General features: G+C 52.2%; 21 protein-coding genes. 8 read left to right on the plus strand and 13 right to left on the minus strand.

What is annotated here, in order from left to right:
• Nucleotides 1–19: 19 nt before the first annotated feature.
• On the minus strand, nt 20–1006 hold the full coding sequence (locus tag CPH65_RS01945; RefSeq protein ID WP_096171901.1) for a sugar ABC transporter substrate-binding protein: 987 nt from the start codon (nt 1004–1006) through the stop codon (nt 20–22).
• Nucleotides 1007–1048: 42 nt separating this feature from the next.
• A complete protein-coding gene (locus CPH65_RS01950; protein WP_096171902.1) occupies nt 1049–2014 on the minus strand; it encodes an ABC transporter permease in 966 nt (321 codons plus the stop codon).
• 531 nt (nt 2015–2545) lie between these two features.
• Here CPH65_RS01950 and CPH65_RS01955 point away from each other — a divergent pair.
• The 3 genes from CPH65_RS01955 (at nt 2546) to CPH65_RS23700 (ending at nt 5236) form a co-directional block, all read left to right on the plus strand.
• Nucleotides 2546–3544 (plus strand): LacI family DNA-binding transcriptional regulator, encoded by a 999-nt coding sequence (locus CPH65_RS01955; RefSeq protein ID WP_096176172.1) that lies wholly within the window; start codon nt 2546–2548, stop codon nt 3542–3544.
• Between the two features lie 60 nt (nt 3545–3604).
• The gene (locus tag CPH65_RS01960) at nt 3605–4612 is read left to right on the plus strand and encodes a LacI family DNA-binding transcriptional regulator (RefSeq protein WP_244574606.1); all 1008 of its coding nucleotides are present in this window, start codon (nt 3605–3607) and stop codon (nt 4610–4612) included.
• Nucleotides 4613–5044: 432 nt separating this feature from the next.
• Nucleotides 5045–5236, plus strand: coding sequence for a hypothetical protein (locus tag CPH65_RS23700; RefSeq protein ID WP_157747454.1), 192 nt, complete (start codon nt 5045–5047; stop codon nt 5234–5236).
• Between the two features lie 538 nt (nt 5237–5774).
• On the opposite strand, the gene istB is transcribed toward CPH65_RS23700, so the two are convergent.
• Both istB and CPH65_RS01970 read right to left on the minus strand, forming a co-directional pair.
• Nucleotides 5775–6521: an IS21-like element helper ATPase IstB gene (gene istB, locus CPH65_RS01965; RefSeq protein ID WP_096171904.1), complete on the minus strand. Its 747-nt coding sequence runs from the start codon at nt 6519–6521 to the stop codon at nt 5775–5777.
• Nucleotides 6518–6787: a hypothetical protein gene (locus tag CPH65_RS01970; RefSeq protein ID WP_197703940.1), complete on the minus strand. Its 270-nt coding sequence runs from the start codon at nt 6785–6787 to the stop codon at nt 6518–6520. The genes istB and CPH65_RS01970 overlap by 4 nt, the downstream gene beginning before the upstream one ends.
• A gap of 95 nt (nt 6788–6882) precedes the next feature.
• On the opposite strand from CPH65_RS01970, the gene CPH65_RS01975 reads away from it, so the two are divergent.
• Nucleotides 6883–7940 (plus strand): IS630 family transposase gene (locus CPH65_RS01975; protein ID WP_096171905.1). Its coding sequence is split into 2 segments (ribosomal slippage): nt 6883–7369 and nt 7369–7940, totalling 1059 coding nucleotides; the frame shifts between segments, so codons are not numbered across the junction.
• Here the strand turns inward: CPH65_RS01975 and istA are convergent.
• Nucleotides 7908–9188, minus strand: a complete 1281-nt coding sequence (gene istA, locus CPH65_RS01980; protein ID WP_197703941.1) for an IS21 family transposase — start codon at nt 9186–9188, stop codon at nt 7908–7910. The two genes, CPH65_RS01975 and istA, sit on opposite strands and share 33 nt — an antisense overlap.
• A gap of 148 nt (nt 9189–9336) precedes the next feature.
• Here istA and CPH65_RS01985 point away from each other — a divergent pair, with 148 nt between their 5' ends.
• Nucleotides 9337–9675, plus strand: coding sequence for a hypothetical protein (locus tag CPH65_RS01985; RefSeq protein WP_096171906.1), 339 nt, complete (start codon nt 9337–9339; stop codon nt 9673–9675).
• A 368-nt stretch (nt 9676–10043) separates the two neighbouring features.
• A protein-coding gene (locus CPH65_RS01990; RefSeq protein ID WP_096171592.1) for an IS630 family transposase occupies nt 10044–11110 on the plus strand; the annotation gives its coding sequence in 2 pieces (ribosomal slippage) (nt 10044–10548 and nt 10548–11110; 1068 coding nt in all).
• Between the two features lie 125 nt (nt 11111–11235).
• Here CPH65_RS01990 and CPH65_RS01995 read toward each other — a convergent pair.
• The 4 genes from CPH65_RS01995 to CPH65_RS02010 are packed head-to-tail and all read right to left on the minus strand — an operon-like array spanning nt 11236 to nt 14723.
• A complete protein-coding gene (locus CPH65_RS01995) occupies nt 11236–12510 on the minus strand; it encodes a TRAP transporter large permease (protein WP_096171907.1) in 1275 nt (424 codons plus the stop codon).
• On the minus strand, nt 12507–13019 hold the full coding sequence (locus tag CPH65_RS02000; RefSeq protein ID WP_096171908.1) for a TRAP transporter small permease: 513 nt from the start codon (nt 13017–13019) through the stop codon (nt 12507–12509). The genes CPH65_RS01995 and CPH65_RS02000 overlap by 4 nt, the downstream gene beginning before the upstream one ends.
• A gap of 1 nt (nt 13020) precedes the next feature.
• Nucleotides 13021–13983 carry a sialic acid TRAP transporter substrate-binding protein SiaP gene (locus CPH65_RS02005; protein WP_096171909.1) on the minus strand — a complete coding sequence of 321 codons (963 nt, stop codon included), beginning with the start codon at nt 13981–13983 and terminating at the stop codon, nt 13021–13023.
• A 53-nt stretch (nt 13984–14036) separates the two neighbouring features.
• Nucleotides 14037–14723, minus strand: coding sequence for a FadR/GntR family transcriptional regulator (locus CPH65_RS02010; protein ID WP_096171910.1), 687 nt, complete (start codon nt 14721–14723; stop codon nt 14037–14039).
• A 17-nt stretch (nt 14724–14740) separates the two neighbouring features.
• Here CPH65_RS02010 and CPH65_RS02015 point away from each other — a divergent pair, with 17 nt between their 5' ends.
• Entirely contained in the window at nt 14741–15730 is a 990-nt protein-coding gene (locus CPH65_RS02015) for an N-acetylneuraminate lyase (protein WP_244574512.1), read from the plus strand.
• A 342-nt stretch (nt 15731–16072) separates the two neighbouring features.
• Here the strand turns inward: CPH65_RS02015 and CPH65_RS02020 are convergent, their stop codons facing one another.
• Nucleotides 16073–17137: an AbrB family transcriptional regulator gene (locus CPH65_RS02020; RefSeq protein WP_096171911.1), complete on the minus strand. Its 1065-nt coding sequence runs from the start codon at nt 17135–17137 to the stop codon at nt 16073–16075.
• Between the two features lie 180 nt (nt 17138–17317).
• On the opposite strand from CPH65_RS02020, the gene CPH65_RS02025 reads away from it, so the two are divergent.
• The gene (locus CPH65_RS02025; RefSeq protein WP_096171912.1) at nt 17318–18268 is read left to right on the plus strand and encodes an IS481 family transposase; all 951 of its coding nucleotides are present in this window, start codon (nt 17318–17320) and stop codon (nt 18266–18268) included.
• A gap of 48 nt (nt 18269–18316) precedes the next feature.
• On the opposite strand, the gene CPH65_RS02030 is transcribed toward CPH65_RS02025, so the two are convergent.
• The 3 genes from CPH65_RS02030 to CPH65_RS02045 all read right to left on the minus strand — a co-directional run bounded on the left by CPH65_RS02030 (nt 18317) and on the right by CPH65_RS02045 (nt 21316).
• Complete coding sequence (locus tag CPH65_RS02030; protein ID WP_157747456.1) at nt 18317–18868, minus strand: winged helix-turn-helix domain-containing protein; 552 nt, start codon at nt 18866–18868, stop codon at nt 18317–18319.
• 640 nt (nt 18869–19508) lie between these two features.
• Entirely contained in the window at nt 19509–20810 is a 1302-nt protein-coding gene (locus CPH65_RS02040; RefSeq protein WP_096171914.1) for a TRAP transporter large permease, read from the minus strand.
• A gap of 2 nt (nt 20811–20812) precedes the next feature.
• Nucleotides 20813–21316: a TRAP transporter small permease gene (locus CPH65_RS02045; RefSeq protein WP_244574608.1), complete on the minus strand. Its 504-nt coding sequence runs from the start codon at nt 21314–21316 to the stop codon at nt 20813–20815.
• Nucleotides 21317–21361: the final 45 nt, after the last annotated feature.

Genomic DNA, 21361 nt, shown 5'->3' on the forward strand with positions numbered 1-21361 from the left:
CCGGTGCTGGCAGGGCTGACTACTTGTCGAGATTTTCCGGGGTCATCAGATTGCCCTTGAGGAACATCACATCCTGATTGGGTTTCTTCCCGGAGATCAGGTAATTGTGCATCATGACCGTCGCGTCAAAGGCCTGCTGGAAAGGGGCCTGATCGATCAAGCCGACCATTTCACCACTTTTAACATAGGCGACATTGTCCGGCGTATGGTCGAAGCCGACGACACCGATTTCCCCGGTCTTGCCAAGATCCTTGACCGCACGTGCTGCACCGTATGGACCGCCTGCGGTGACATAGACCATCTTCAGATCAGGATTGGCGGTGTACATGTCCTGAACCTGCGAATAGGCAACTTCCGCCCTGTCCTGATTTTCATAGGGGCCGAGAATCTGCACGTCGGGGAACTCTTCCTTGAGATAGTCGATGGCGCCATTCATGCGTTGGGTGTGCTGGACCGCCCCGAAGTAGCCAGTGATCACGCCGAGTTTGCCTTCACCGTTCATACGCTTGGCAATGAATTCGCCCAACTGCTGTCCAGCCTGTGTCGAGTTCTGGCCGATGAAGAGCAGGCGTTTGGACGGGACGCTCCCCTCTGCAATGATATTGATGACCGGAATACCCGAATCGACCGCCTCATTGATGGCTCGTTCCGTTCCATCGAAGATCGGCACAACGACAATGCCGTCATATTGCTGGGCGATGGCACTCTCGATGCCTGCGATGACCGCCTCCGTCGTCAAGCCATCCCCGAGGTCCGAATAGTCGACCTGAGTGTTGAATTCGGCGAGATACTTGGTTGCCGCATGTGCACCTTCGACCACCGGGATCCAGAAAGGATTGTTCTGAAATCCCATAAACGCGATGCGCAGGGGTTTTCCATCATTGGGTAGCGCTTTCACACTCCCGCCGTCCGGCAGGGCCGGTTCCGCAAAGACACTGCCACAACTCATCACAAGTGCCATGGCTGCTGCCGCACCCATCAGGCTGCGTTTGGTAAGACTCCACATGATTATTCCTCCCAGAAACAAAGTGGATTGCACGAGGTGTCGTCAGTCTTCTCGACCGCGACGGATTCCGTCGATCCCGACGGCTAGAATGATGACAAGACCCTTGGTCACGACCTGCCAGTGGGACGAGATCCCCAGCAGAACGAAGGAATTGCCAAGAAGGGCCATCAACAGTGCACCAAGGATCACACCAGGAATGGATCCTCGCCCGCCGGACAGGGCCGTTCCGCCAAGAATGACGGCAGCGATGACATCCAACTCATAGCCACGACCGAGATTGGGGTTCGCCGAGGCGAGGTTGCCCGCAAGAATGAGACCACCCAGACCGGCCAGCAGGCCGCTGGTCATGAACACGAAAACACGTGTCCGGTCGACATCGATCCCCGCGAGCCGGGCCGCTGTGGGATTGTCACCCGTTGCATAGATGTTGCGGCCGATCCGGGTGCGCGTTGCAAGAAAGAAGAAGGCACAGGCTAGCAGCAGCATAGCGATGAACGACACCGGCACACCATAAATGCGTCCAGACCCAAGCCAGGAGGCCCAGCCACTCATGCTGACCGGAATTCCCCCTGTGGCAAGCAACGCGATGCCTCTGGCGACTGACAGAGTGCCAAGTGTGGCAATGAAGGGGTTGATGTTGATCCGCGTGTAGAGGATCGCATTGAAGCCCCCGAACAGAAGACCACACATGGGTGCTGCGATGATGCCGGCCATCTGGCTTCCGGTCACCTGCGCTGCCATGGCACCGGCAACTGCCGAAACACCGATGATCGAGCCCACGGACAGATCAATCCCTCTTGCGATGATCACCAGAGCCTGACCAAGAGCCACGATCGCGACCACTGAAGCCTGACGTCCCACATTCAACAGGTTGCGCTGGGTCAGGAAGAATTCGTTTTGAAAGGACATGAAACACATGACCAGCAAAAGAATGATCGCAACCGAAGCTTCACGCCCGGAAAACAGGGACTTTATCAGCTTGATTCCATTTGAGTTGTTGTTCGTCATTGGCGCTGTCTTTCAATCGGTTCTGAACCTTGGAATGACCAACAAGGATCGCAGTGCGAAGCCGACTCGGGCACGTTTCTCTCATCGCCACGAGTACGAGACCAGATTTACGAACGCTTCCGGAACACCCTTGAACCGGAAGTCACCCCGCAAGACCTCAAACACCGCCACAGGCCAACTGGATTAGATCTCTTCAAGAAGCCCTCAAAATGAAGGCTCCCATACGACGCACCATTCCTCATCACATCGCAAAATCCCGATGCCGCATCAGCAGAGATACTAATAATTTCCTGATATATAACGGAATTTCAGAATTACGAGCGAACGTAAGATCGGGTTCTCCTCCCAATCCCGTTTTGTCCTCCCACAACAACTATCCGTCAAAGAAGGTGTAGAAGCAATCATTATGATAAATCATTTTTCGTCATTTTTCATCATTTTGAATTTTTTACACCCTTCCTGACGAAATTGATTGTATCCTAACGATGGACCATCATTTCCGGATACAACAAGACATGTGGAGTGTTTCTGATGAAAACCACGCTGGGGGCCATAGCGCGCGAAGCCAACGTATCCGTGGCAACAGTTGACCGCGTTCTGAATGATCGTGAGGGCGTCAAGCCGCACACGCGCGAGGTCGTGCTCCATGTGGCCAGAAAGCTGGGATATTTCTCATCCGATGGCAAGGAACCGCAGCATCTGCGGCTGGATTTCTTGCTTCCCGCTGGGGGCAACAGCTTTATTCAGCAGTTACAGACCCAACTGCAGGAAGAAACTGAATCCCGGAGCCAAATAGATGCCCGCGTGCATTGGATCGACTGGTTCGACAGCGAAAATCTCGCTGCAATGTTCGCGGGACTGATCGGCAAGACCGATGCTGTCGCGATTGTCGCCATCGACAACCCGACCGTGCGCGAGGGGATAAGCAAACTGACTGAAGCTGGTATCAAGGTCGCCATGCTCGTCTCAGACATACCCGGCGCCCCGAAGGTCGGCTATGTTGGCATCAACAATCGGTCAGCCGGACGTCTGGCGGGATATCTGATCGGTCGCTTCCTGCCGCGAGATGCTACTGCAAAACTCGCGCTGTTCGTCGGCTCCCTGTCCTATCGGGGCCATGAAGAACGCATGATGGGCATCAGATCGGTGCTGTCCCATGAATTTCCGACGATCCAGATTTCTGAAATGATCGAGTTCAATGATCGCAGGGAAACCGCCTACACCCTCGCCAAGAAGCTCCTGAAGGAAGCGCCTCCCGATGCTATCTACAACATCGGATCGGGCAATCAGGGCATCGCACAGGCCCTCAGGGAATCCGAGCATGCCAGAAACATCATATTCATCGGGCACGACCTGACGACCGCCTCTAGAGAAATGCTGCTCGATCGAACCATGGACGCGGTTATCGATCAGGACTTCAGGGCCGAAGCCCGCGAAGTCGTCAAGCTGCTCATCTCCTCGGTTGAGAATTCCTGCGAGCTGGAATACCCCCCGAGATTGCAGGTCTTCTTCCGCGAAAACCTGCCCTGAGCCACAGTCTCGCCACCGGCCATCGCATCAGAATCAACAAAGAGGAGACATGAGTTGAAGGTGACAGCTGCGCAGATTGCTCTACAGGCGGGCGTGTCGGCAACCACTGTCGACCGGGTCCTCAACGATCGACATGGCGTCCATCCCCGAACACGCGAGATCGTTCTGCAGGCGGCAATGCAGCTTGGTTACTTTGCCCCAATTCAGGAATTTGGATTGCAGACCAGACAGATCGATTTTGTTCTCCCCGCCGGGACCAACAGCTTCATCCGCTCTTTGCGCCGCTGCCTGATCGAGGAGTCCAAGCTCTGTGAAGATTGCAAGTTCACGTTTCATCAGATCGACGGCTTCGATCCCGCTCGCCTGAGCCAGAAGCTTTTCTCACTCAGGGGTCAAACCAATGCGGTTGGCGTGGTGGCCCTCGATCACCCGGAGGTTTGCGAGGCAATCAACATCCTCACGCTCTCTGGCATCCATGTCTGCACTCTCATATCAGACATCCATTCCGGCACCAGAGCGGCCTATGTTGGGATCGAGAACCGGGCCGCAGGCCGTCTTGCGGGCCAAATCATCGGTAAATTCCTGCCACGGGGCACGAGCCACCGCATCGCTCTATTCGCAGGGTCACTGCTCTATCGCGGACATGAAGAAAGGGAAATGGGCTTCCGATCCATCTTGAAAGAAGAATATCCCGGCATGTCGATCACCAGCATCATGGAAGTCAATGATGATCGCGATCAAGCCTATTCAAAAGCGATGAAACTGCTTTCGTCGGAACCCGTTTCGGCCATCTACAGCATTGGCTCAGGCAATCAGGGTATCGCGAGAGCTCTTTACGAACTCGGACTTTCAAACGAGGTGGTCTTTGTCGCCCATGATCTCACAGACGCCACCCGCACCATGTTGGTGGACCGCACACTGGATGCTGTTATTGATCAGGACACCGGTGCTCAGGCGCGTGAGGCGGTAAAGCGGCTTGTCTCACTTACCAATGGCCTCCGAGAAGATCAGGCTCCGCCACCGTTGCAACTCGTGTTCAGAGAGAATCTGCCCTTTCATGAAGCGTAGCCCCCTGCTTTCTTACCCATATTGTGCCGGTTTCGGGAACCAATAGTATCGAGTGGAAAGTAATAATGGTGAAAGACCATAACACTGCTGGCTTTGTGAGGTCTGGTGTGATTGAACAAGCTTGTGTTGTGAGAACGAAACCTGCAACGAAAAGACATCAGCCCGAAGCATATCAATGGACTGATCGTCTCCAAGTTTTGCTTTTTAAGTATTTTCAAAACATATAAAGAATTCTTTATATGAGTATTGAAGTTTGAAAACTATGTAATCATCTCTGCCGTCCAGAAGCAGCAAAAACACTCGCGCCACAGCTGAGCAGTAATCTGTCACAGACTGCGCAACTTAAAACGCACGTTGATCCTCGGAGGTGTGATGCCTTCAAAATTTCAGGATTGGCCATCACAACTGTCACTGTCGACACAGAACGCCACCATGAACACGCATATCTCAAATCGAACCAGCGTTGACATGCGTGGTCACGAATACCGCCTCAGCTGCGATGTGATGCTCATCCCTGACAACATCGGCCAATTCCCGCAGTTCATCGGAGAAACCGTCTGTAATGTATTCGCACGAAGCCGAGTAGCATCACCTGGTCAACAGCAAGATGAGAAAGAAAAATGATTGCGTCACGCCTGTGATGGTCGCACTGGCAGTGTTGACGGGAACAAAGAACGCAATCCGGAGTACCGAACGAAAACACATCAATTGAGCTGAAGCCGCATTGTGTGATCAATGTTTCGATATTTTCCGCGAGAATCGTGATGTATGCAGTCGGCGTGTCAACAAGATCTTGGAATGTGCGCTTCCATAGCTCCGCATGGTCAAAATGAATTCGATACCGAGAGGTTCGTATCGTCGCAATGGATGGCTCTGGATTGGCATGAGGACAGGATCGGCCTTGCCACGCGAATAACCGCAAGGAACCTTCAATCACAGCATTTCACGACAATCACAAGGCATCTGATCGAGCGGAGACGCATGACACTGATATTGCCCTGTCAATGATCATTCAAAACTGACCCGCCTTCAGCATTTAAAATTGACCCACCGTATTGCTGTTTAACGCGGCCTTTTCAGGCCGCGTTGTTGCTAAGGCTTGTCCATAGCCCCGCGTAGTGCAGTGGCCCCACTAGCCAAACGAAGCGAAGCGGGGCTGTGGTCAAGCCGGGGGCTTGGTTTTGTGATTTTGTCTTCTGCTTTGGGCAAACCGATAAGACTTGTTGCCGGTCTCAACGATTGCGCAGTGATGGGTGACGCGATCCAACAGCGCGATTGTCATTTTTGCGTCGCCAAAGACCGAGACCCATTCCCCGAACTCCAGATTTGTCGTGATGATGACGCTTGTCCTCTCGTAGAGCTTGCTGATCAGGTGGAACAGAAGCGCCCCGCCGGATTTGGGGAATGGAATATACCCCAGTTCATCGATGATGACGCAGTCCAGAGCCGTCAGTTGCCGGATGAGCTTGCCGGTATTGCCATCGGCCTGTTCCTTGATGAGGGCGTTGATCAGATCGACGGCGTTATAGAAGCGCGCCTTCTTGCCATTGTTGATCAAGGTCGTTCCCAACGCGATGGCAATATGTGTCTTGCCCGTCCCGGTTCCGCCGACCAAAATCAGATTATGAGCTTCTTCGGTAAACTGTCCCGTGCAGAAGGTCTCTATCTGGGTCTGGACAACGGCGGCAGCGCTGTAATCGAAGGTGGCGAAGTCCTTGTGGTGGGGGAACTTCGCGATCCTCATTTGATACTGGATCGATCGCACGCGGCGTTCTACAGTCTCGGCGTCGATCAGTTGCTTTATCGCTGTGGTCAGACTTGGTGGCTTGCGCGCGGACAGCAAATCATGGGCGCAAGCTGCCATACCATGCAGCCTCAGTGCGGTCAGTTGGTCGATCAGAGCATTCATGCGGCAACCTCCTCAGTCGAGCACAACGCCTCATAGCGTTTGCAGTCCGCTTTGGGCGGTAAGGTCAGTTGCGGATAGGCGTAGGCCTCACTCAGAGGCGTTATAACCGGCTCTACCAGTTGGTTGATCAGGTTGATGATGGCAGGAAGGCGCAGGGTGTTTTGTTCCACCGCCAGCTCGCAAGCCATCTCGACAGCTTCAATGCCGTGATCCTGAGCCAGCAAAAGCAGGTCGACAAATTCCCGATCCCCGCCTTTCCCGGCCATATAATACCAACAAGCAGAAGTGCAGACTCAAATTAGGGGTTCCCTTTTTGATCGTTTTCTGAATCAATGGCTTTCATTGACTTGGAGGGCGTAGAATGGGCAAAGCTGTATCACTTCGGGATGATTACGACGGACAATCTTTGCGACATCTGGCCAAAGCCAGCAAGCATGCCAACCAGAGCCGCCGGCTATTGGCTTTGGCCGAGATTTACGATGGTGGCAAAAGGAGCGATGCGGCCCGAATTGGTGACGTGACTTTGCAAATCGTCAGGGACTGGGTGCTTCGCTTTAATACCGAAGGCCCAACGGGCCTGATCGACAAGGCACGTTCTGGAGCACCCAGCAAACTGAATGATGAACAGCGCAAGGCTCTCGCACAGATCGTCGAGCAGGGCCCAATCCCGGCCATTCATGGTGTTGTGCGCTGGCGGCGCAAGGATCTGGCTCGCTGGATCTATGAGGAATATGGCATCTCCCTGGAAGAATCCTCTGTTGGTCGTGAACTACGTGCCCTTGGTTTTGCCAAGCTTTCGGCTCGCCCCCGCCATAGAGGGCAGAATCAATTCGCGATGGATGAGTTTAAAAAAACTTCCCAGCCGAGTTGGCAGAAGTCTGCAAAAAGCTCCCGAAAGGAACTCCGATAGAAGTGTGGTGGCAGGACGAGGCGCGTGACGGACAGAAAACCAAGATCACACGTCGTTGGGCAAAGCGTGGAACCCGCCCTGTTGCACCGAAAGATCAAAGGACAAAGTCAGTCTATATCTTCGGGGCTATCTGCCCGGCCCGCGGTGTAGGGGCTGGATTGGTTCTGCCCTTTTGCAACATCCAAGCCATGCAGTGGCATTTGGAAGAAATCTCCGGCCAAGTCGCTGATGGAGCCCACGCAATCCTCATTCTCGATCAGGCCGGCTGGCACACAACGCAAAATCTTGACGTGCCGGACAACATCACATTGCTCCCGCTACCACCAAGGTCTCCTGAATTGAACCCGGTCGAGAATATATGGCAGTTCATGCGGGAAAACTGGCTTTCCAACCGGATCTTCTCATCCTACGAGGAAATCCTCGCGATATGCTGCAAAGCTTGGAACAAACTTGTCGACCAACCTTGGATCATCATGTCAATCGGGTTGAGAAAATGGGCAAATCGATGATGAATTATGCTCGTTGGTATAATGCTCTCTGATCCGATGCATAGCCTGGGGGAGTTGCCAGCCTACAAAGGGAGCCCCATTGCGCAGGGCACCGGGCTTGCGATCCAGAAGAGGAACATAGTGCCAAGGTTCAAAATAGCTGATATTCCGGGTGAAGTGGCGCTTGTGTTCGGCAATGATATCCTGGCCAGATACGACCACGATCCGGTTGGCATAGGCACGCAGCGAGACATGCTGCCCTGCGAACTGCGACGGCACGCTATAGCGATTGCTGTCATATTGAACCAGACAGGTGGAGCGGACGCGGACGGTCTTTTCCACGTATCCGTCAAATGCCCGCCCCAGTGGGCGTAGCTTGGCGCGATCATCTTCGAACATCTGGGCAATCGTGCAGTCCTGACGCTCTGGATGGGGGCGACCTGCCAAATCTTCACACCGCAGAAACAACCAGTCGTTCAGCGCATCGAGGTCATCAAAGGCAGGTTTGGGAACAAACAGCCGCCCCCGCAAGAACTGGACCTGGTTCTCAACCTGTCCCTTCTCCCAGCCAGAGGCTGGAGTGCAGGCAACCGGCTCCATCACATAATGGTTCATCAGCGCCAGGAAACGGGGATGGAATATCCGATCCTTTGAACGAGAGACATAAGTCACCATTGTTTTGGGATTGTCTATAATAACCCGGCGAGGAACACCGCCGAAGAAAGACAGTGCCTGCACAAAGGCATCCAGAACCATCTCCTGAGCTTCGCCGTGATAGGCAACCACAAAGGGTTTGCGGCTGTAGCACATGCGGAAATGGGCGAGCTTGATCTTCTGCTCGACGCCGCCAAGGACAACCCGTTCTTCGCTCCAATCAAACTGCAGCGCATCACCTGCCGGAAAATAGAGCGGGATAAAAGCCTCACCAGAACCGGTACCGGCCCGCTTCAGATCGCGGATAAAGCGCTGAACAGGCGAATACGAGCCGGTATATCCTTCGGACACCAGCTGTTCATAGAGCTTTTGGGCCGTTCGGCGCTCCCGGCGAGGGCGCTTCTGGTCCTGTTCAAAAAGCGTCTGGAGACGAGCATCAAACCCATTGCATAGCTTGTGCCGAGTTGGCGGGGCCTGGCGATGGTAGCTCGGCGGGCTGTCATCCTTAAGATACTTCTTGATTGTGTTGCGCAACAAACCTGTCTGACGCGCGACAGATCGGATGCTTCGGCCATCAACCAGCACCCAACGACGGATCTTCAAAACACTTTCCATCAATATCACCTGCTCTTTCCTCCGCACTTGGCCTGCAGAGACTAACGGATACAGGTGGGTCAATTTTACTCGCTCATAACCCACCTAAGTGGGTCAATTTTGCACGCCGATTCACAGTCGCGAGGTTAAGAATACAGCCTCTCAAAGGATGGTACCCCTCGTCGGTGTCGCTCTGGCAGCAGCAAAACGGCACCCTGGAGGATTTCCAAAGTATCGTGGCAACAGCAACTATTCCAACACGATAAACAAGGCTCTCAGGGAAAAAGGCCTACTGCCTTCAGAGAAGCACACAGTTGGCGGCACAAGGCACTCGTTTGAATCTCGCCTCAAGAAGGTTCAACTGCCCAATGACGACCGTGGCGAACTGATGGGCCACAGCGTCAAGGCCATCCGCGATCGCGAACTCTATGGCGATGACATGACCGTTGAGGACAAACTGGCCTTGCACAAGCTTATCGTACTTCCCGTGCCCGAACATTTGAAATGACCCTGCCATTAGCACGTTGAGCAGATCAGAGGCAGAGGTCCCGTTCCGATGAGGGCGCGCTCTACCCTGCCCTCAACAGAGGAAAAATCGCCGGCACCGCGATTGACTGTAGAAATGTAGGAAACAGCTCGACTAACGCATAACGCAGGATTGTTTCAGGCTCAAAAGGATGTGAAGCCCCAATAGAAGTTGCAGCGAAAAGGGGCCGCAGAACAGTCCCTAGATGAGCTCCGCCAGTCGGTGGGCCATCATTCGGTGTTTGCATTAATTTTTTTCTGACGACTGATACCAAGGGCGTGAAGTTCTGACTCTTTAGGGATTCCATTTTTAGCACTGGCGTGATTCAACATGGCAAAGGAGATTTTGCCATGTCTGCCGCTTTGATTCTTAGCGATGCTTTTGACGCCGATAGTTTGCGCCGTCTTGCCAAAGGATGCCGCAATGCCAAACAGAGCCGCCGCCTACTGGCCATTGCGGCTGTCTATGACGGCATGAACCGTGCTGATGCCGCCAAAGTCGGCGGTATGGACCGCCAGACTTTGCGAGATTGGGTTCTTCGCTTCAATGAGCAAGGCACCGATGGTCTTGTCGACATCAAAGCAACCGGCGCTCCCATGCGCTTGAGCCCAGAACAGCTCGAAGAGTTTGTTGCTATCGTTGAAACCGGTCCTGATCCTGAGAAGGACGGCGTCTCTGTCTGGCGTAGCCAGGATCTGGTGCGTGTGATCCAAGAGCGGTTTGGGGTCTCCTACAAGGAACGTGGAGTACGGGATCTTTTGCGCCGCATGGGGTATGTGCGCATATCTGGTCGACCTCAACATCCAGAACAAAAGCCTGAAGTCATTGATGCTTTCAAAAAAACTTCTCCGCAACGTTGGCAGCGCATGTAGGCCATTTGCCAAAGAACAAGCCCATCGAGATTTGGTGGCAAGATGAGGCTAGGCTTGGTCAGAAGAATGGACTGGCCCGACTATGGGCAAAAAAGGGAACCAGACCACGTCTGCCAGCCGATCAGCGATATAAAAATGCCTATCTGTTCGGTGCAATATGTCCAGCGCGTGGCGTTGGCGCGGGATTGATGATGCCTTTTGCAAATACACAGGCCATGCAAATGCACCTCGAAGAAGTCTCAAGGACAGTGGCGCGCGGCGCTCATGCCGTGGTGCTGATGGATCGTGCCGGATGGCATACGACAAGCAGACTCAACGTGCCCAAGAATATCACCATCCTCCTGTTGCCTTCCAAATCACCGGAACTGAACCCAGTTGAGAATATTTGGCAGTATCTGCGCGGTACCTTCCTGTCCAATCGGGTCTTCGAAGACTATGCCGCCATTCTTGATGCTGGTTGCCAAGCATGGAAGAGCCTCTCCGCCAACCCAACCATCATCCATTCAATAGGTATGAGAAAATGGGCTCAAGAAGGTCAGAATTAAATGCCGTTGGTATGAGAAGAGACCACATCTCTGTCGGAATGATCTCCCGCTTCACAAAGGCACTAGCAATACTCCACCCCCCAAAAACCTTTCATGGATTACGGGGCGCAGAGAAAACGTGAGTACTATCGCAACAAGTTGGGAAGAAACATCGAGATCTCTGGGATCAGTGTCACCAATACCAACACGAATACCGGAGGTATCAGCCAGGGCAGAATCGCCAGTGCCAGCTTCTGGAACGGAATGTTGCCAACCTTTGCAACCACGAAAAGAGCCATGCCCATGGGAGGGGTTAGCGTACTGATCATGATATTCAAAACAACAACCACCCCAAAGTGGATTGGATCAATGCCAAAGGATAGCGCTGAAGGCACTAGAATCGGAACGACAATCAGAAGGATTGCCATAGATTCAATGAAAGCCCCCAGAACGAAGATCAAGAGGTTGACGATCAGCAGAAACATGATCGGGCTATCGACCAACGCCAGAAATAGTTGAGTAAGTTGCTGCGGTGCCTGCTCTTTTGCCAGAATAATTCCAAGCATCCCGACATTGGCAACAATGAATGCGATGCTCGCCGATAGCGAGGCGGCTTCATAAAGTGATCCCCAGAGCCTTCTGATTGTCAAGGTCCGGTAGATGAACAGATCGATCAGAAGAGCATAGACCACGGTCGCTGCAGCCGCTTCGGTGGGAGAAAAATACCCTCCCATAATACCGAAGATAATGATCATCGGTGTCAGCAGTGCCCAGAAGGCCTTTCTGAAACTTTCCCAGACCTCTTTGCAGTTCGCACGCTTCTCTGCAGGGTAATTCCTGCGGACAGAATAGAAATACACCATGGCCATGAGAGCAACCGCGCAAAAAAGTCCAGGAATGACTCCTGCGAGGAAGAGAGCGCCGATAGACACATTCGCACTGACGCCATAGAGCACCATTGTGATGCTGGGTGGAATGATGGGGCCGATCATCGAAGAAGCCGCGGTCACGGCACCCGAAAATTCAGCATCATAACCAGCTTTCCGCATCGCTTCGATTTCCATTTTTCCCAACCCTGCAGTGTCGGCAACAGCCGATCCTGACATACCTGAGAAGAAGACACTGGCAAGTACGTTTACGTGTCCCAACCCACCTCGGATGTGTCCGACCAGGCGTGTAGCAAACCCGAAAATGTGGGCCGTAATACCTCCATTGTTCAACAGACTCGCGGCAAGAATAAAAAGAGGAATTGCCAGTAGCGGAAAACTATTTAAGCTATCAACCAACCTCTGAGTTGCAAAGGTCAAACCGCTACCATTGATATAGAAATATCCCATACTCGTGAACAGCATGGACAGCGCAATCGGCACACCGAGGCCGATCATGAACAACATGGAAAAGGCAATGATTGCCAGTGTCATTTTTCATCTCCCGCACTGTTGCGCGCAAAAGAAGAGCGCAATTCCGCAAACTCGCCAATGACGCGCATGACAACGCGAACAAAGGTCAATGCTCCCCCAACCGGAAATGCTGCGTAGAGCCATGCGGTAGGAATTGGTAAGGCGACTGATGAGTAGTTTGCTGTTCTCACAACCATTGAAATACCGATTTGAATCAGATGGACGAGAACAAGACAGAAAGCTATGTCGATCAGCAAATTGATCCCACGACTAACAGAAGCAGGAAACAGGGCCTGGAAAGCATCCATTCGTAAGTTCCCCCGCTGTCTTTCAACTTCAGCAAGCCCCACAAAGGACATCCATATCCATAACCATCGCGACAACTCTTCCGTCCAAACCGGCCCAAAGCCACCGGCACTACGGCCGATGACCTGGACAGCAACAGTCACAAGAAGAAGCATCATCAAAATCGCAGAGATACTTCCCTCGATCGAATGGTTTCCCATTCGCCCCGTGGCTTTTTTCTTCATTTCAATTTGCAAACTCTAGAAGTTTTTCGATGGAACCTTCGCCAAATTTTTCATTCATTTTTGCGTAGAATGGCTGCATCGCTTCACGAAACGGTTCCAACTCGGGATATGTGACCGTCAGCCCTTTTTCCTTGAAGAAGCTAAGCAGGTTTCTTTCTCCTTCAAACGTCAGTTCATCAGACACGGAACCTCCGTACTTGAGTGCCTCTGTCACCCAGTCGCGCTGTTGATCCGAAAGCTTCTGCCAAGTTGCCTCGCTCATCGTCACGGTCATTGCGGCCATGAAGTGCGAAGTCATCGCGATATAGTCTTGAACCTCATAGAATTTCATGTTCTCGATGGTTGGCAAAGGGTTCTCTTCCGCGTCGACCTGATTGGTCTGCAATGCAAGATAGACTTCCTGAAAAGCGACAGGGGATGGCTGAGCTCCAACGGCCTCGGCAAACGCGATCAATTGGTCCACATTTGGGACACGCAACTTCAGGCCCTTCATGTCTTCTATGGAATTGATCGGCCTGTTTGACGTCATCTGGCGCATGCCAAGATACCAGTTATCAATCGGGTGTAGGTCGTTTGCGACATAATCAGCCTCGATACCGTCTCCATAACTCGAGGCGATCAGCTTTTCAAATGCCTCAAAACTCGGAAGCACATAAGGCGCACCCAAGAGAGTGAGATTCGGCATCATGTAGTTCAGATCGGTGTAGCCGTGAACGAATATGTCCAGTTCACCGAATTGCACCTGTCCGGCCATCGCTCTGAATTCTCCAAGCTGAGAGCTTGGGAAGATGTTGATGTCCATTGTTCCACCAGAAAGCTCTTTGAGCTTTTCATTCGCTGCTACGGCACCCTTGTAAAGATTGTGTCCGGGAGATTCCTGCATCCCAAGTGAAAGAGTTTCCGCTTGAGCCGCTGTAACGGGAAGCAAAACCGCACAAACTATGGCGGATACGATCTTTAGCATTACTTTCCTCCTTCATGCTGCAACCGGCAGGTTTCTATGGGTGTGCCGGTTGATTAAAAACTCAATGCATAAGCATCCATCAAATGCTCTTCGAGTATTGAAGCTGCCTTCACTGGGTCACTCATTCGGATTGCATCGACGATCTCTCGGTGTTCGCGCCGCACAGCATCCCAGTGATCTCGATCCGATGCGCGCCCAATTCGGAGTTTAAAAATCTCTCCGATAAAGCTTTCGTAAAGGTTTGAAACGATTGGATTTTCAAGGCAACCAATTAGGGTTCGGTGAAATGCCTGGTCCGCCAAAAGAAATTCCTCCGGTGCCCCGGCCTCTTCCAAAGGACGAAGTTGTGCCATCAATCGACCGACATGGTTTACCGCAGAAGCTCGCGCGACAACTCTTACAGCTCCTGTTTCAATGATCTGTCGCAACTGCTCTAAACTGGCATGTCCTTCTTCCTGCGTCAGAAGAACGGCCACGGTTTCAGCCTGAAATCCGGGCAGAGAATGCACCTTTGGCAAAACAACTCTTGGTCGGCGCTTACCGCTCGTCTCGAGATATCCGTTGCGTGCCATAATTTGTATCGCGTGATGGATCGTGGGTCTTGAAACTCCGAATTTTTCTGCAAGTGAGCGCTCCGATGGAAGGCGATCACCTTCCACCAAGACGCCTTCCTTGACCTCATCGACAAGTTGAGATGCGATCCTCTCCCCTGCGGTTTTTGTTTTGCTGTTCGCAATCACGCTTGCTTCTCCTTCTCATGTTTGGTAACACGATAAAAAATTACTGTAAAGCCATAATATTTTTTGGTATTACCATATTGGATTATGGCTCCACCTTTGTCAACATAAAGGAAAAGAAAATGCATCCGAAGGAAATCTACTCTGCCTTGGTCACACCATACGGTGAGGATGGCATGGTGAACGAGCGCGCTTTGATCAAATTGCTTGAATTTCAAAGTGAGCTAGGCCTGTCCGGCGTATACGTGGGTGGCAGCAGCGGGGAAGGTCCGATGCAAAATAGTTCGGAGCGTGAGACAATACTTCAACTCGTCGCTAAACACGGAGCAGGATTGAAGAAAATCGCTCATATAGGAACGATCGCGACAGAAGAATCTTTACGATTGTCAAAGGTTTCCAATGATTGCGGCTACGATGCAATTTCCGCGATATCACCTTTTTACTATGGTTTTTCGGAATCTGAAGTGATGCAACACTATTTCACGCTTGCACAGAATACATCAGTTCCTCTAATCGTCTATAACTTTCCAGCGAGAAATCTTGGCCTCAGCTTCGAAGCATGTTGCAAACTGCTCGAGCACAAGAATATAGAGGGGGTAAAATTCACCTCATCTGACCTATACACTCTTGATCGTATCAAGAGAGCATTCCCTGAGAAGATAATTTACAATGGCTTCGATGAAATGACACTAGCAGGTCTGTCGATGGGTGCTGACGGCTGCATCGGAACGACTTTCAATTTCATGGGAGACTTGATTGTTGCAATTGCTGAACTCTTTCAACTCGGAAAAATGCCAGAAGCACTGGAACTGCAAGGCATGGCCAACGAACTGATTGAGGCCGTTTATCCCAGCATCATCAATGGCACTAAATATGTGGTCTCTCAGATGGGTGTACCTTGTGGAGAAGCCAGAAAACCTTTCCAGCAATTGAACTGGGCTGATGACGCAGAGCTTCAGAACAGGATTTCGCGTCTCCTGCATTGGAGACAAGCCCGATCCGCTGCTTAACGATTCAACCTCCCTTGTTTTGACGGTTAAGCAGCGCAGTCGGGAGAACTCCAGCCCCTCCCGACTGCATTCGATCTTGTCACTCAGTAGAGTACCGAGCTTTTCAAACGCGAAGCGGGTTCCCCACGGACAGGAAAAGCAGAGTGACTCAGAATGAAGTAAAGGAGTTCGATATCTGAGAGTTTAGAGAATCTTCTCGAAACCTTGCTTGAATTTGCCCAATAGGGCATCCCATGTTGCCAAGGCGAATGGCACAACAAAGCAGCCTCCGGCAATATAGAGCCAGCGCGCTCTGGGTCGCGTCAAGCCTTGACTTCGTTCAGGGAGAACAACTCGGGAAGTCTAAGAACGTCGGTTCAACTCCTCATATTTCGCCAGCTTTCGCAGCAAACGAGCAGCGATTGGTGCTCCGGTGATGACGATGATCACTCGAAAGACGTGATGCACCACAACAAACCCCATATCAGCTCCCAAGAGCATCGCCAATAGGGCCATTTCTGCCTGACCTCCGGGCGAGAAGGCAAGAAACGCATCCAGCGGCGGAGCAAACTCGAGCAGGCTGATCACTTCGGTGAACAACGCCGACATGGCGGCGAGGATCAGGACGAACAAAACTGCGGACAAGACGAAACGGCCAAGTTCTCGCAAAGTGACTCCGATATAGTGGGCACCGATGCTGAGGCCAATAAGAAGCTGAGCTGCCAAGATGGCTTCACGCGGGGGTCTGGCATGTAGCAGATCAAGTTGGGTGAAACAGGCCGCCAAAATCATCGGCCCGAGAATGGCCGCCCCAAACAATTTCAGGCGAACGGCTAGAAACCATCCTCCCAGCGCTGCAACAATCATAAGGACGAGCTCAACCGCCGGGAGATCCCTCGTCGATGCACCGATGGGATGGTCAAAACCGACTCCATAGAAGTGGGTCGCGATGACTGGAGCCAAGGTGATGATAACGAGGACGCGCGTCGCATGAATAAGTGACAAGGCACGGGCATCGCCACCCGCTTCCTGCCCAAAAATGACCATGTCCTGTAATCCACCAGGCATGGCGGCATACCAAGCTGTCACCCGGTCGTAGCCAAAATGGAGAAAGAAGGGCAAACCGACAACAGCGATGAGACCGATAAAAAGTGGAATGAGCGCGATAGTGAAAGCCATGTGCGGCAAGGCATGAACCACGTCGGGTGTTATCGAGGCTCCCGCAGCAACACCGAGAACAGTTCGGGCGGTCTTCGAAAGAAGACCGACTCCCTTGAACGGAAGCCGCAAAAGTGCCGCCATAAGACAGGCAAAGAGAGAACCAAACAGAAATGGAAGCGGCAACCCCACTACCAAAAAGAGAGCGGCGCCCGCTAAAGCAATAGCAAGCCCGCTCACCTGTTGGGTCATTGGTTTGAACCGGCCCATTCTCAGCCTTCCGAACTCACAGCCTCATCCTGTCCAGATATCCTCAAGACGCGAACAAGAACGGGTGTCAGGATAACGAGAGCAGTTGCAGCAAAGACGAAGAGCGCGATCGGATGATCTAGGGTGTTTGATCCCATGCTTTGATGGTGCACCTTTCTCATTTGAATGGAGGGAAGCACTATGGGCCAAGTTCTACACGGCAGCGCCACGACGACAGAGGCAGTCCGTCGAGCAATACAAAATAGTCAAGAGAGCCTGAGAGTGCTTTCCAAGCGATACGGCATCAATCAGAAAACGGTCGTCAAGTGGAAGACGCGCACCTCACAAGCGGACTTAAGAACCGGACCGAAGGAGCCACGTTCGACTGTGCTTTCGCGGCAAGAAGAAGCGACCATTGTCGCCTTCCGCAGGCATACCTTGTTGCCTCTCGACGACTGCCTTTATGCACTCCAGCCGACAATCCCGCATCTGACGCGCTCTTCACTGCACAGATGCCTGCAACGACACGGAGTTTCGCGACTACCGAGTGTCGAAGGCGACAAGCAGCCAAAGAAGCGTTTCAAGAGCTATCCGATCGGCTATTTCCATATCGATATTGCCCAGGTACAGACAGCTGAAGGCAAGCTCTATCTCTTTGTGGCTATTGACCGGACTTCCAAGTATGCCTTCGTTGAACTCTATACCAAGGCAGGAAAGATGAATGCTGCACAGTTCCTGCGCAATCTGGTCGCCACTGTGCCCTATACCATCCATACTGTTCTGACCGACAATGGCATCCAGTTCACCAATCGGTCTCGCGATCTCCATGAGTTCCAGCACATCTTTGACCGGGTCTGCACTGGAAACGGCATTGAACACCGCCTGACAAAAGTGAAGCACCCATGGACCAACGGTCAGGTCGAGAGGATGAACCGGACTATTAAGGATGCCACCGTCAAACGGTTCCATTACGACGATCACGAGCAACTCCAGAAGCATCTGGCTGTTTTCATAGATGCCTACAACTTCGCTAGACGATTGAAGACGCTAAGGGGCCTGACCCCATACGAATTTATCTGCAAAAAGTGGACAGAGGATCCGGAAAGATTCAAAATGAATCCGATCCATCAAATCCCGGGACCGAACACCTAGCCTCATCTTGCCACCAAATCTCGATGGGCTTGTTCTTTGGCAAATGGCCTACATGCGCTGCCAACGTTGCGGAGAAGTTTTTTTGAAAGCATCAATGACTTCAGGCTTTTGTTCTGGATGTTGAGGTCGACCAGATATGCGCACATACCCCATGCGGCGCAAAAGATCCCGTACTCCACGTTCCTTGTAGGAGACCCCAAACCGCTCTTGGATCACACGCACCAGATCCTGGCTACGCCAGACAGAGACGCCGTCCTTCTCAGGATCAGGACCGGTTTCAACGATAGCAACAAACTCTTCGAGCTGTTCTGGGCTCAAGCGCATGGGAGCGCCGGTTGCTTTGATGTCGACAAGACCATCGGTGCCTTGCTCATTGAAGCGAAGAACCCAATCTCGCAAAGTCTGGCGGTCCATACCGCCGACTTTGGCGGCATCAGCACGGTTCATGCCGTCATAGACAGCCGCAATGGCCAGTAGGCGGCGGCTCTGTTTGGCATTGCGGCATCCTTTGGCAAGACGGCGCAAACTATCGGCGTCAAAAGCATCGCTAAGAATCAAAGCGGCAGACATGGCAAAATCTCCTTTGCCATGTTGAATCACGCCAGTGCTAAAAATGGAATCCCTAAAGAGTCAGAACTTCACGCCCTTGGTATGACACATGACCGTACCCGATCACATGTCTGAATTGCTGAAATTATCTCTTGCACTAAACGGGGCATCCACACATGGGAAGCTGATCTGATCATCTGCAAGCGAACCCGCCCTGTGCTTGTGATCCACGAGAGAAAATTCCGGGTTACCCTGGCTGCTCGCATGACCGGCAAGAGCGCGGCCGAAACAGTCTCGGTGATGATGTCTATCTTCAGTCGCCTGGATACCGTATCCTCTGATCACTCCTGTCAAAGACCGCGAAACTGACACGCCTGCCTGAAAACTTCGGCATCTTCGATTTCGAATTGTCAGGAGCTGAAATGCAAGCCATCCACGCCTTGGCAAAGCCTGAAGGATGGATCATTTCCCAGTCGGATCTTGGCTCGGAATGGGACTAAAGCTAGTGAAAACTAGCGAAGTCTACCGGAGTAGACCGAAATTTGGTATACCCCGGTAGTTTTGAGGTATAAATCGATAGCCTCGCAATCTGTTCGGTTCGAGCATCTCGCCGCTTCACCTACGCCCCAAGTCTCTGCCAGTTTTATGGCGCAGAGCAACCATCAAACACCACCATTCTTAATCCAGCCCGTCAACTTAAGAACAGGCCGACCATCGTCATGGACAAAGCGGGTATGAATGTCACCGCCATCAACATCACCAGCATCACGATATAGAAGGGCAATGTTGCCTTCGTTATTTTCTCGATACTGACCCCTGATATGGCACTCCCCAAGAACAAGGTACTCCCGACCGGTGGTGTGAGCAGTCCGATTCCCAAATTAAGCACCATGATCACACCAAAATGGATAGGATCAATACCGATCTGCTTGGCGATGGGAAGCAAAATGGGAGTACAGATCAAGATCAGAGACGACATATCCATCAACATACCCATGAAGAGCAAAAATAGGTTGATGATCAGTAGCACGATGATCGGATTTTCCGAGATGGTGAAAATGCCTTGCGCGATCAATGCTGGCACTTTTAGGAAAGCCAACAGCCAGCCAAAGGCCGTCGATGTTCCGATCAGGATCATGACGATCCCCAAGGTTTTAATCGAACGGGTCAGAATAGGCCAGATTTCCGATAGCGGGATCTTTCGATAGACAAAGAAAGTGATAAAGAAGGCATAAGCTGTCGCCACCGCAGCCGATTCCGTGGCTGTAAAGATGCCGGAAATCACCCCGATCACAACGATCAGCACAGTGCCCAGACCAAGCAATGCGTCCCAGAAAGAGCGGCACAATTCGCGCATTTCGAATTTGTTGCCCGTAGGGTAGTTCTTCACTCGCGACGCGATATAGGCATAGACCATCAAGGCGATGCCCAGCAGCACGCCGGGCACCATCCCTGCCAGAAACAACCCACCAATCGAGACACCGCCAGCAGCGAGGGCATAAATCACCATATTGTGGCTGGGTGGCACCAAGACCCCTTGCACCGAACTGGTGATCGTCACCGCAGTGGAGAAGGACTCATCATACCCCTTTTTCTTCATCATCGGGATCAGCATCTTGCCGATGGCCGTGGTGTCCGCGGCCGAGGAGCCAGAAATGCCGCCAAAGAACATGGATGCCAGAATGTTGACCATGGCCAACCCTCCGCGCATCCATCCCACCAGCGCAGTCGCAAAGGCTACCAGCTTGTCGGCGATCCCCCCTGCAGACATGATGTCGCCAGCCAAAATGAAAAAGGGCACCGCAAGCAACACGAAAACATTGAGCCCCTTGACCATATTCTGGGCCACCATCATCAACGGCAATCCCAGATAAAGGGTCGTAACAACGCTTGAAATGCCGATTGCAAAAACGATCGGCAGGCGCAAAATGATCATTGTTAGGAATGATCCAATCAACAACACAGTTGCCGGAATGTCGGTCAGTATTTCCATTTCTAACTATTGCACTCCAGCTCAACATAATTTTCGCCCGGAACGGACAGAATTGCGAGGATACGTTCGATGGATGCCAATGCAATGATCACACCGGAAACAGGCACCGCGGTATAAAGCCAGGTGGCTGAGACCCCCATGCCGGGCATGATGTTGCGCAAGGTGAGCTCTGCGAGCTTCATGCCTTCGGTCGCCATAAAAACCGCGAACAGCAAAATCAGGGTATGATTGAAAAGATCGACGATACGAATTGCCCGACTTGGCAGGAAAGACTGCAAAATCGAGATCGCAAGATGCCGTTTTTCCTTGATCGCTTCGGCTGGGCTGAGCAAACAGAACCAGACCATAAACAGCAATGAAAATTCCTCGACCCATGCCGGGGCATTATTCAGCACAAAACGGGCGAATACTGCATAACAGATCAGGACAACTTGAAGGATGAGCATCACGTTGCAGGCATGCCTGACAACGAGATATATGGGGCGGGAGATCGGCTCAAGAGTCATTGGCACTCGCAAAGACTGGAATTGGGAACTGGATTTTTGCTCAGG

It is taken from the genome of Cohaesibacter sp. ES.047 (genome assembly GCF_900215505.1).
GTDB lineage: Bacteria > Pseudomonadota > Alphaproteobacteria > Rhizobiales > Cohaesibacteraceae > Cohaesibacter.

Coding starts and splice junctions, on each gene's coding strand:
- CPH65_RS02020 (WP_096171911.1), bottom strand. CDS start 17,137: ATGGGCCGGTTCAAACCAATGACCCAACAGGTGAGCGGGCTTGCTATT.
- CPH65_RS01955 (WP_096176172.1), top strand. CDS start 2,546: ATGAAAACCACGCTGGGGGCCATAGCGCGCGAAGCCAACGTATCCGTG.
- CPH65_RS02040 (WP_096171914.1), bottom strand. CDS start 20,810: ATGGAAATACTGACCGACATTCCGGCAACTGTGTTGTTGATTGGATCA.
- CPH65_RS01970 (WP_197703940.1), bottom strand. CDS start 6,787: ATGGCCGGGAAAGGCGGGGATCGGGAATTTGTCGACCTGCTTTTGCTG.
- CPH65_RS02045 (WP_244574608.1), bottom strand. CDS start 21,316: ATGACTCTTGAGCCGATCTCCCGCCCCATATATCTCGTTGTCAGGCAT.
- CPH65_RS02015 (WP_244574512.1), top strand. CDS start 14,741: ATGTTTGGTAACACGATAAAAAATTACTGTAAAGCCATAATATTTTTT.
- CPH65_RS01950 (WP_096171902.1), bottom strand. CDS start 2,014: ATGACGAACAACAACTCAAATGGAATCAAGCTGATAAAGTCCCTGTTT.
- CPH65_RS02005 (WP_096171909.1), bottom strand. CDS start 13,983: ATGCTAAAGATCGTATCCGCCATAGTTTGTGCGGTTTTGCTTCCCGTT.
- CPH65_RS23700 (WP_157747454.1), top strand. CDS start 5,045: ATGAACACGCATATCTCAAATCGAACCAGCGTTGACATGCGTGGTCAC.
- CPH65_RS01945 (WP_096171901.1), bottom strand. CDS start 1,006: ATGTGGAGTCTTACCAAACGCAGCCTGATGGGTGCGGCAGCAGCCATG.
- istB (WP_096171904.1), bottom strand. CDS start 6,521: ATGAATGCTCTGATCGACCAACTGACCGCACTGAGGCTGCATGGTATG.
- istA (WP_197703941.1), bottom strand. CDS start 9,188: ATGGAAAGTGTTTTGAAGATCCGTCGTTGGGTGCTGGTTGATGGCCGA.
- CPH65_RS02025 (WP_096171912.1), top strand. CDS start 17,318: ATGGGCCAAGTTCTACACGGCAGCGCCACGACGACAGAGGCAGTCCGT.
- CPH65_RS01995 (WP_096171907.1), bottom strand. CDS start 12,510: ATGACACTGGCAATCATTGCCTTTTCCATGTTGTTCATGATCGGCCTC.
- CPH65_RS02000 (WP_096171908.1), bottom strand. CDS start 13,019: ATGAAGAAAAAAGCCACGGGGCGAATGGGAAACCATTCGATCGAGGGA.
- CPH65_RS01985 (WP_096171906.1), top strand. CDS start 9,337: ATGGTACCCCTCGTCGGTGTCGCTCTGGCAGCAGCAAAACGGCACCCT.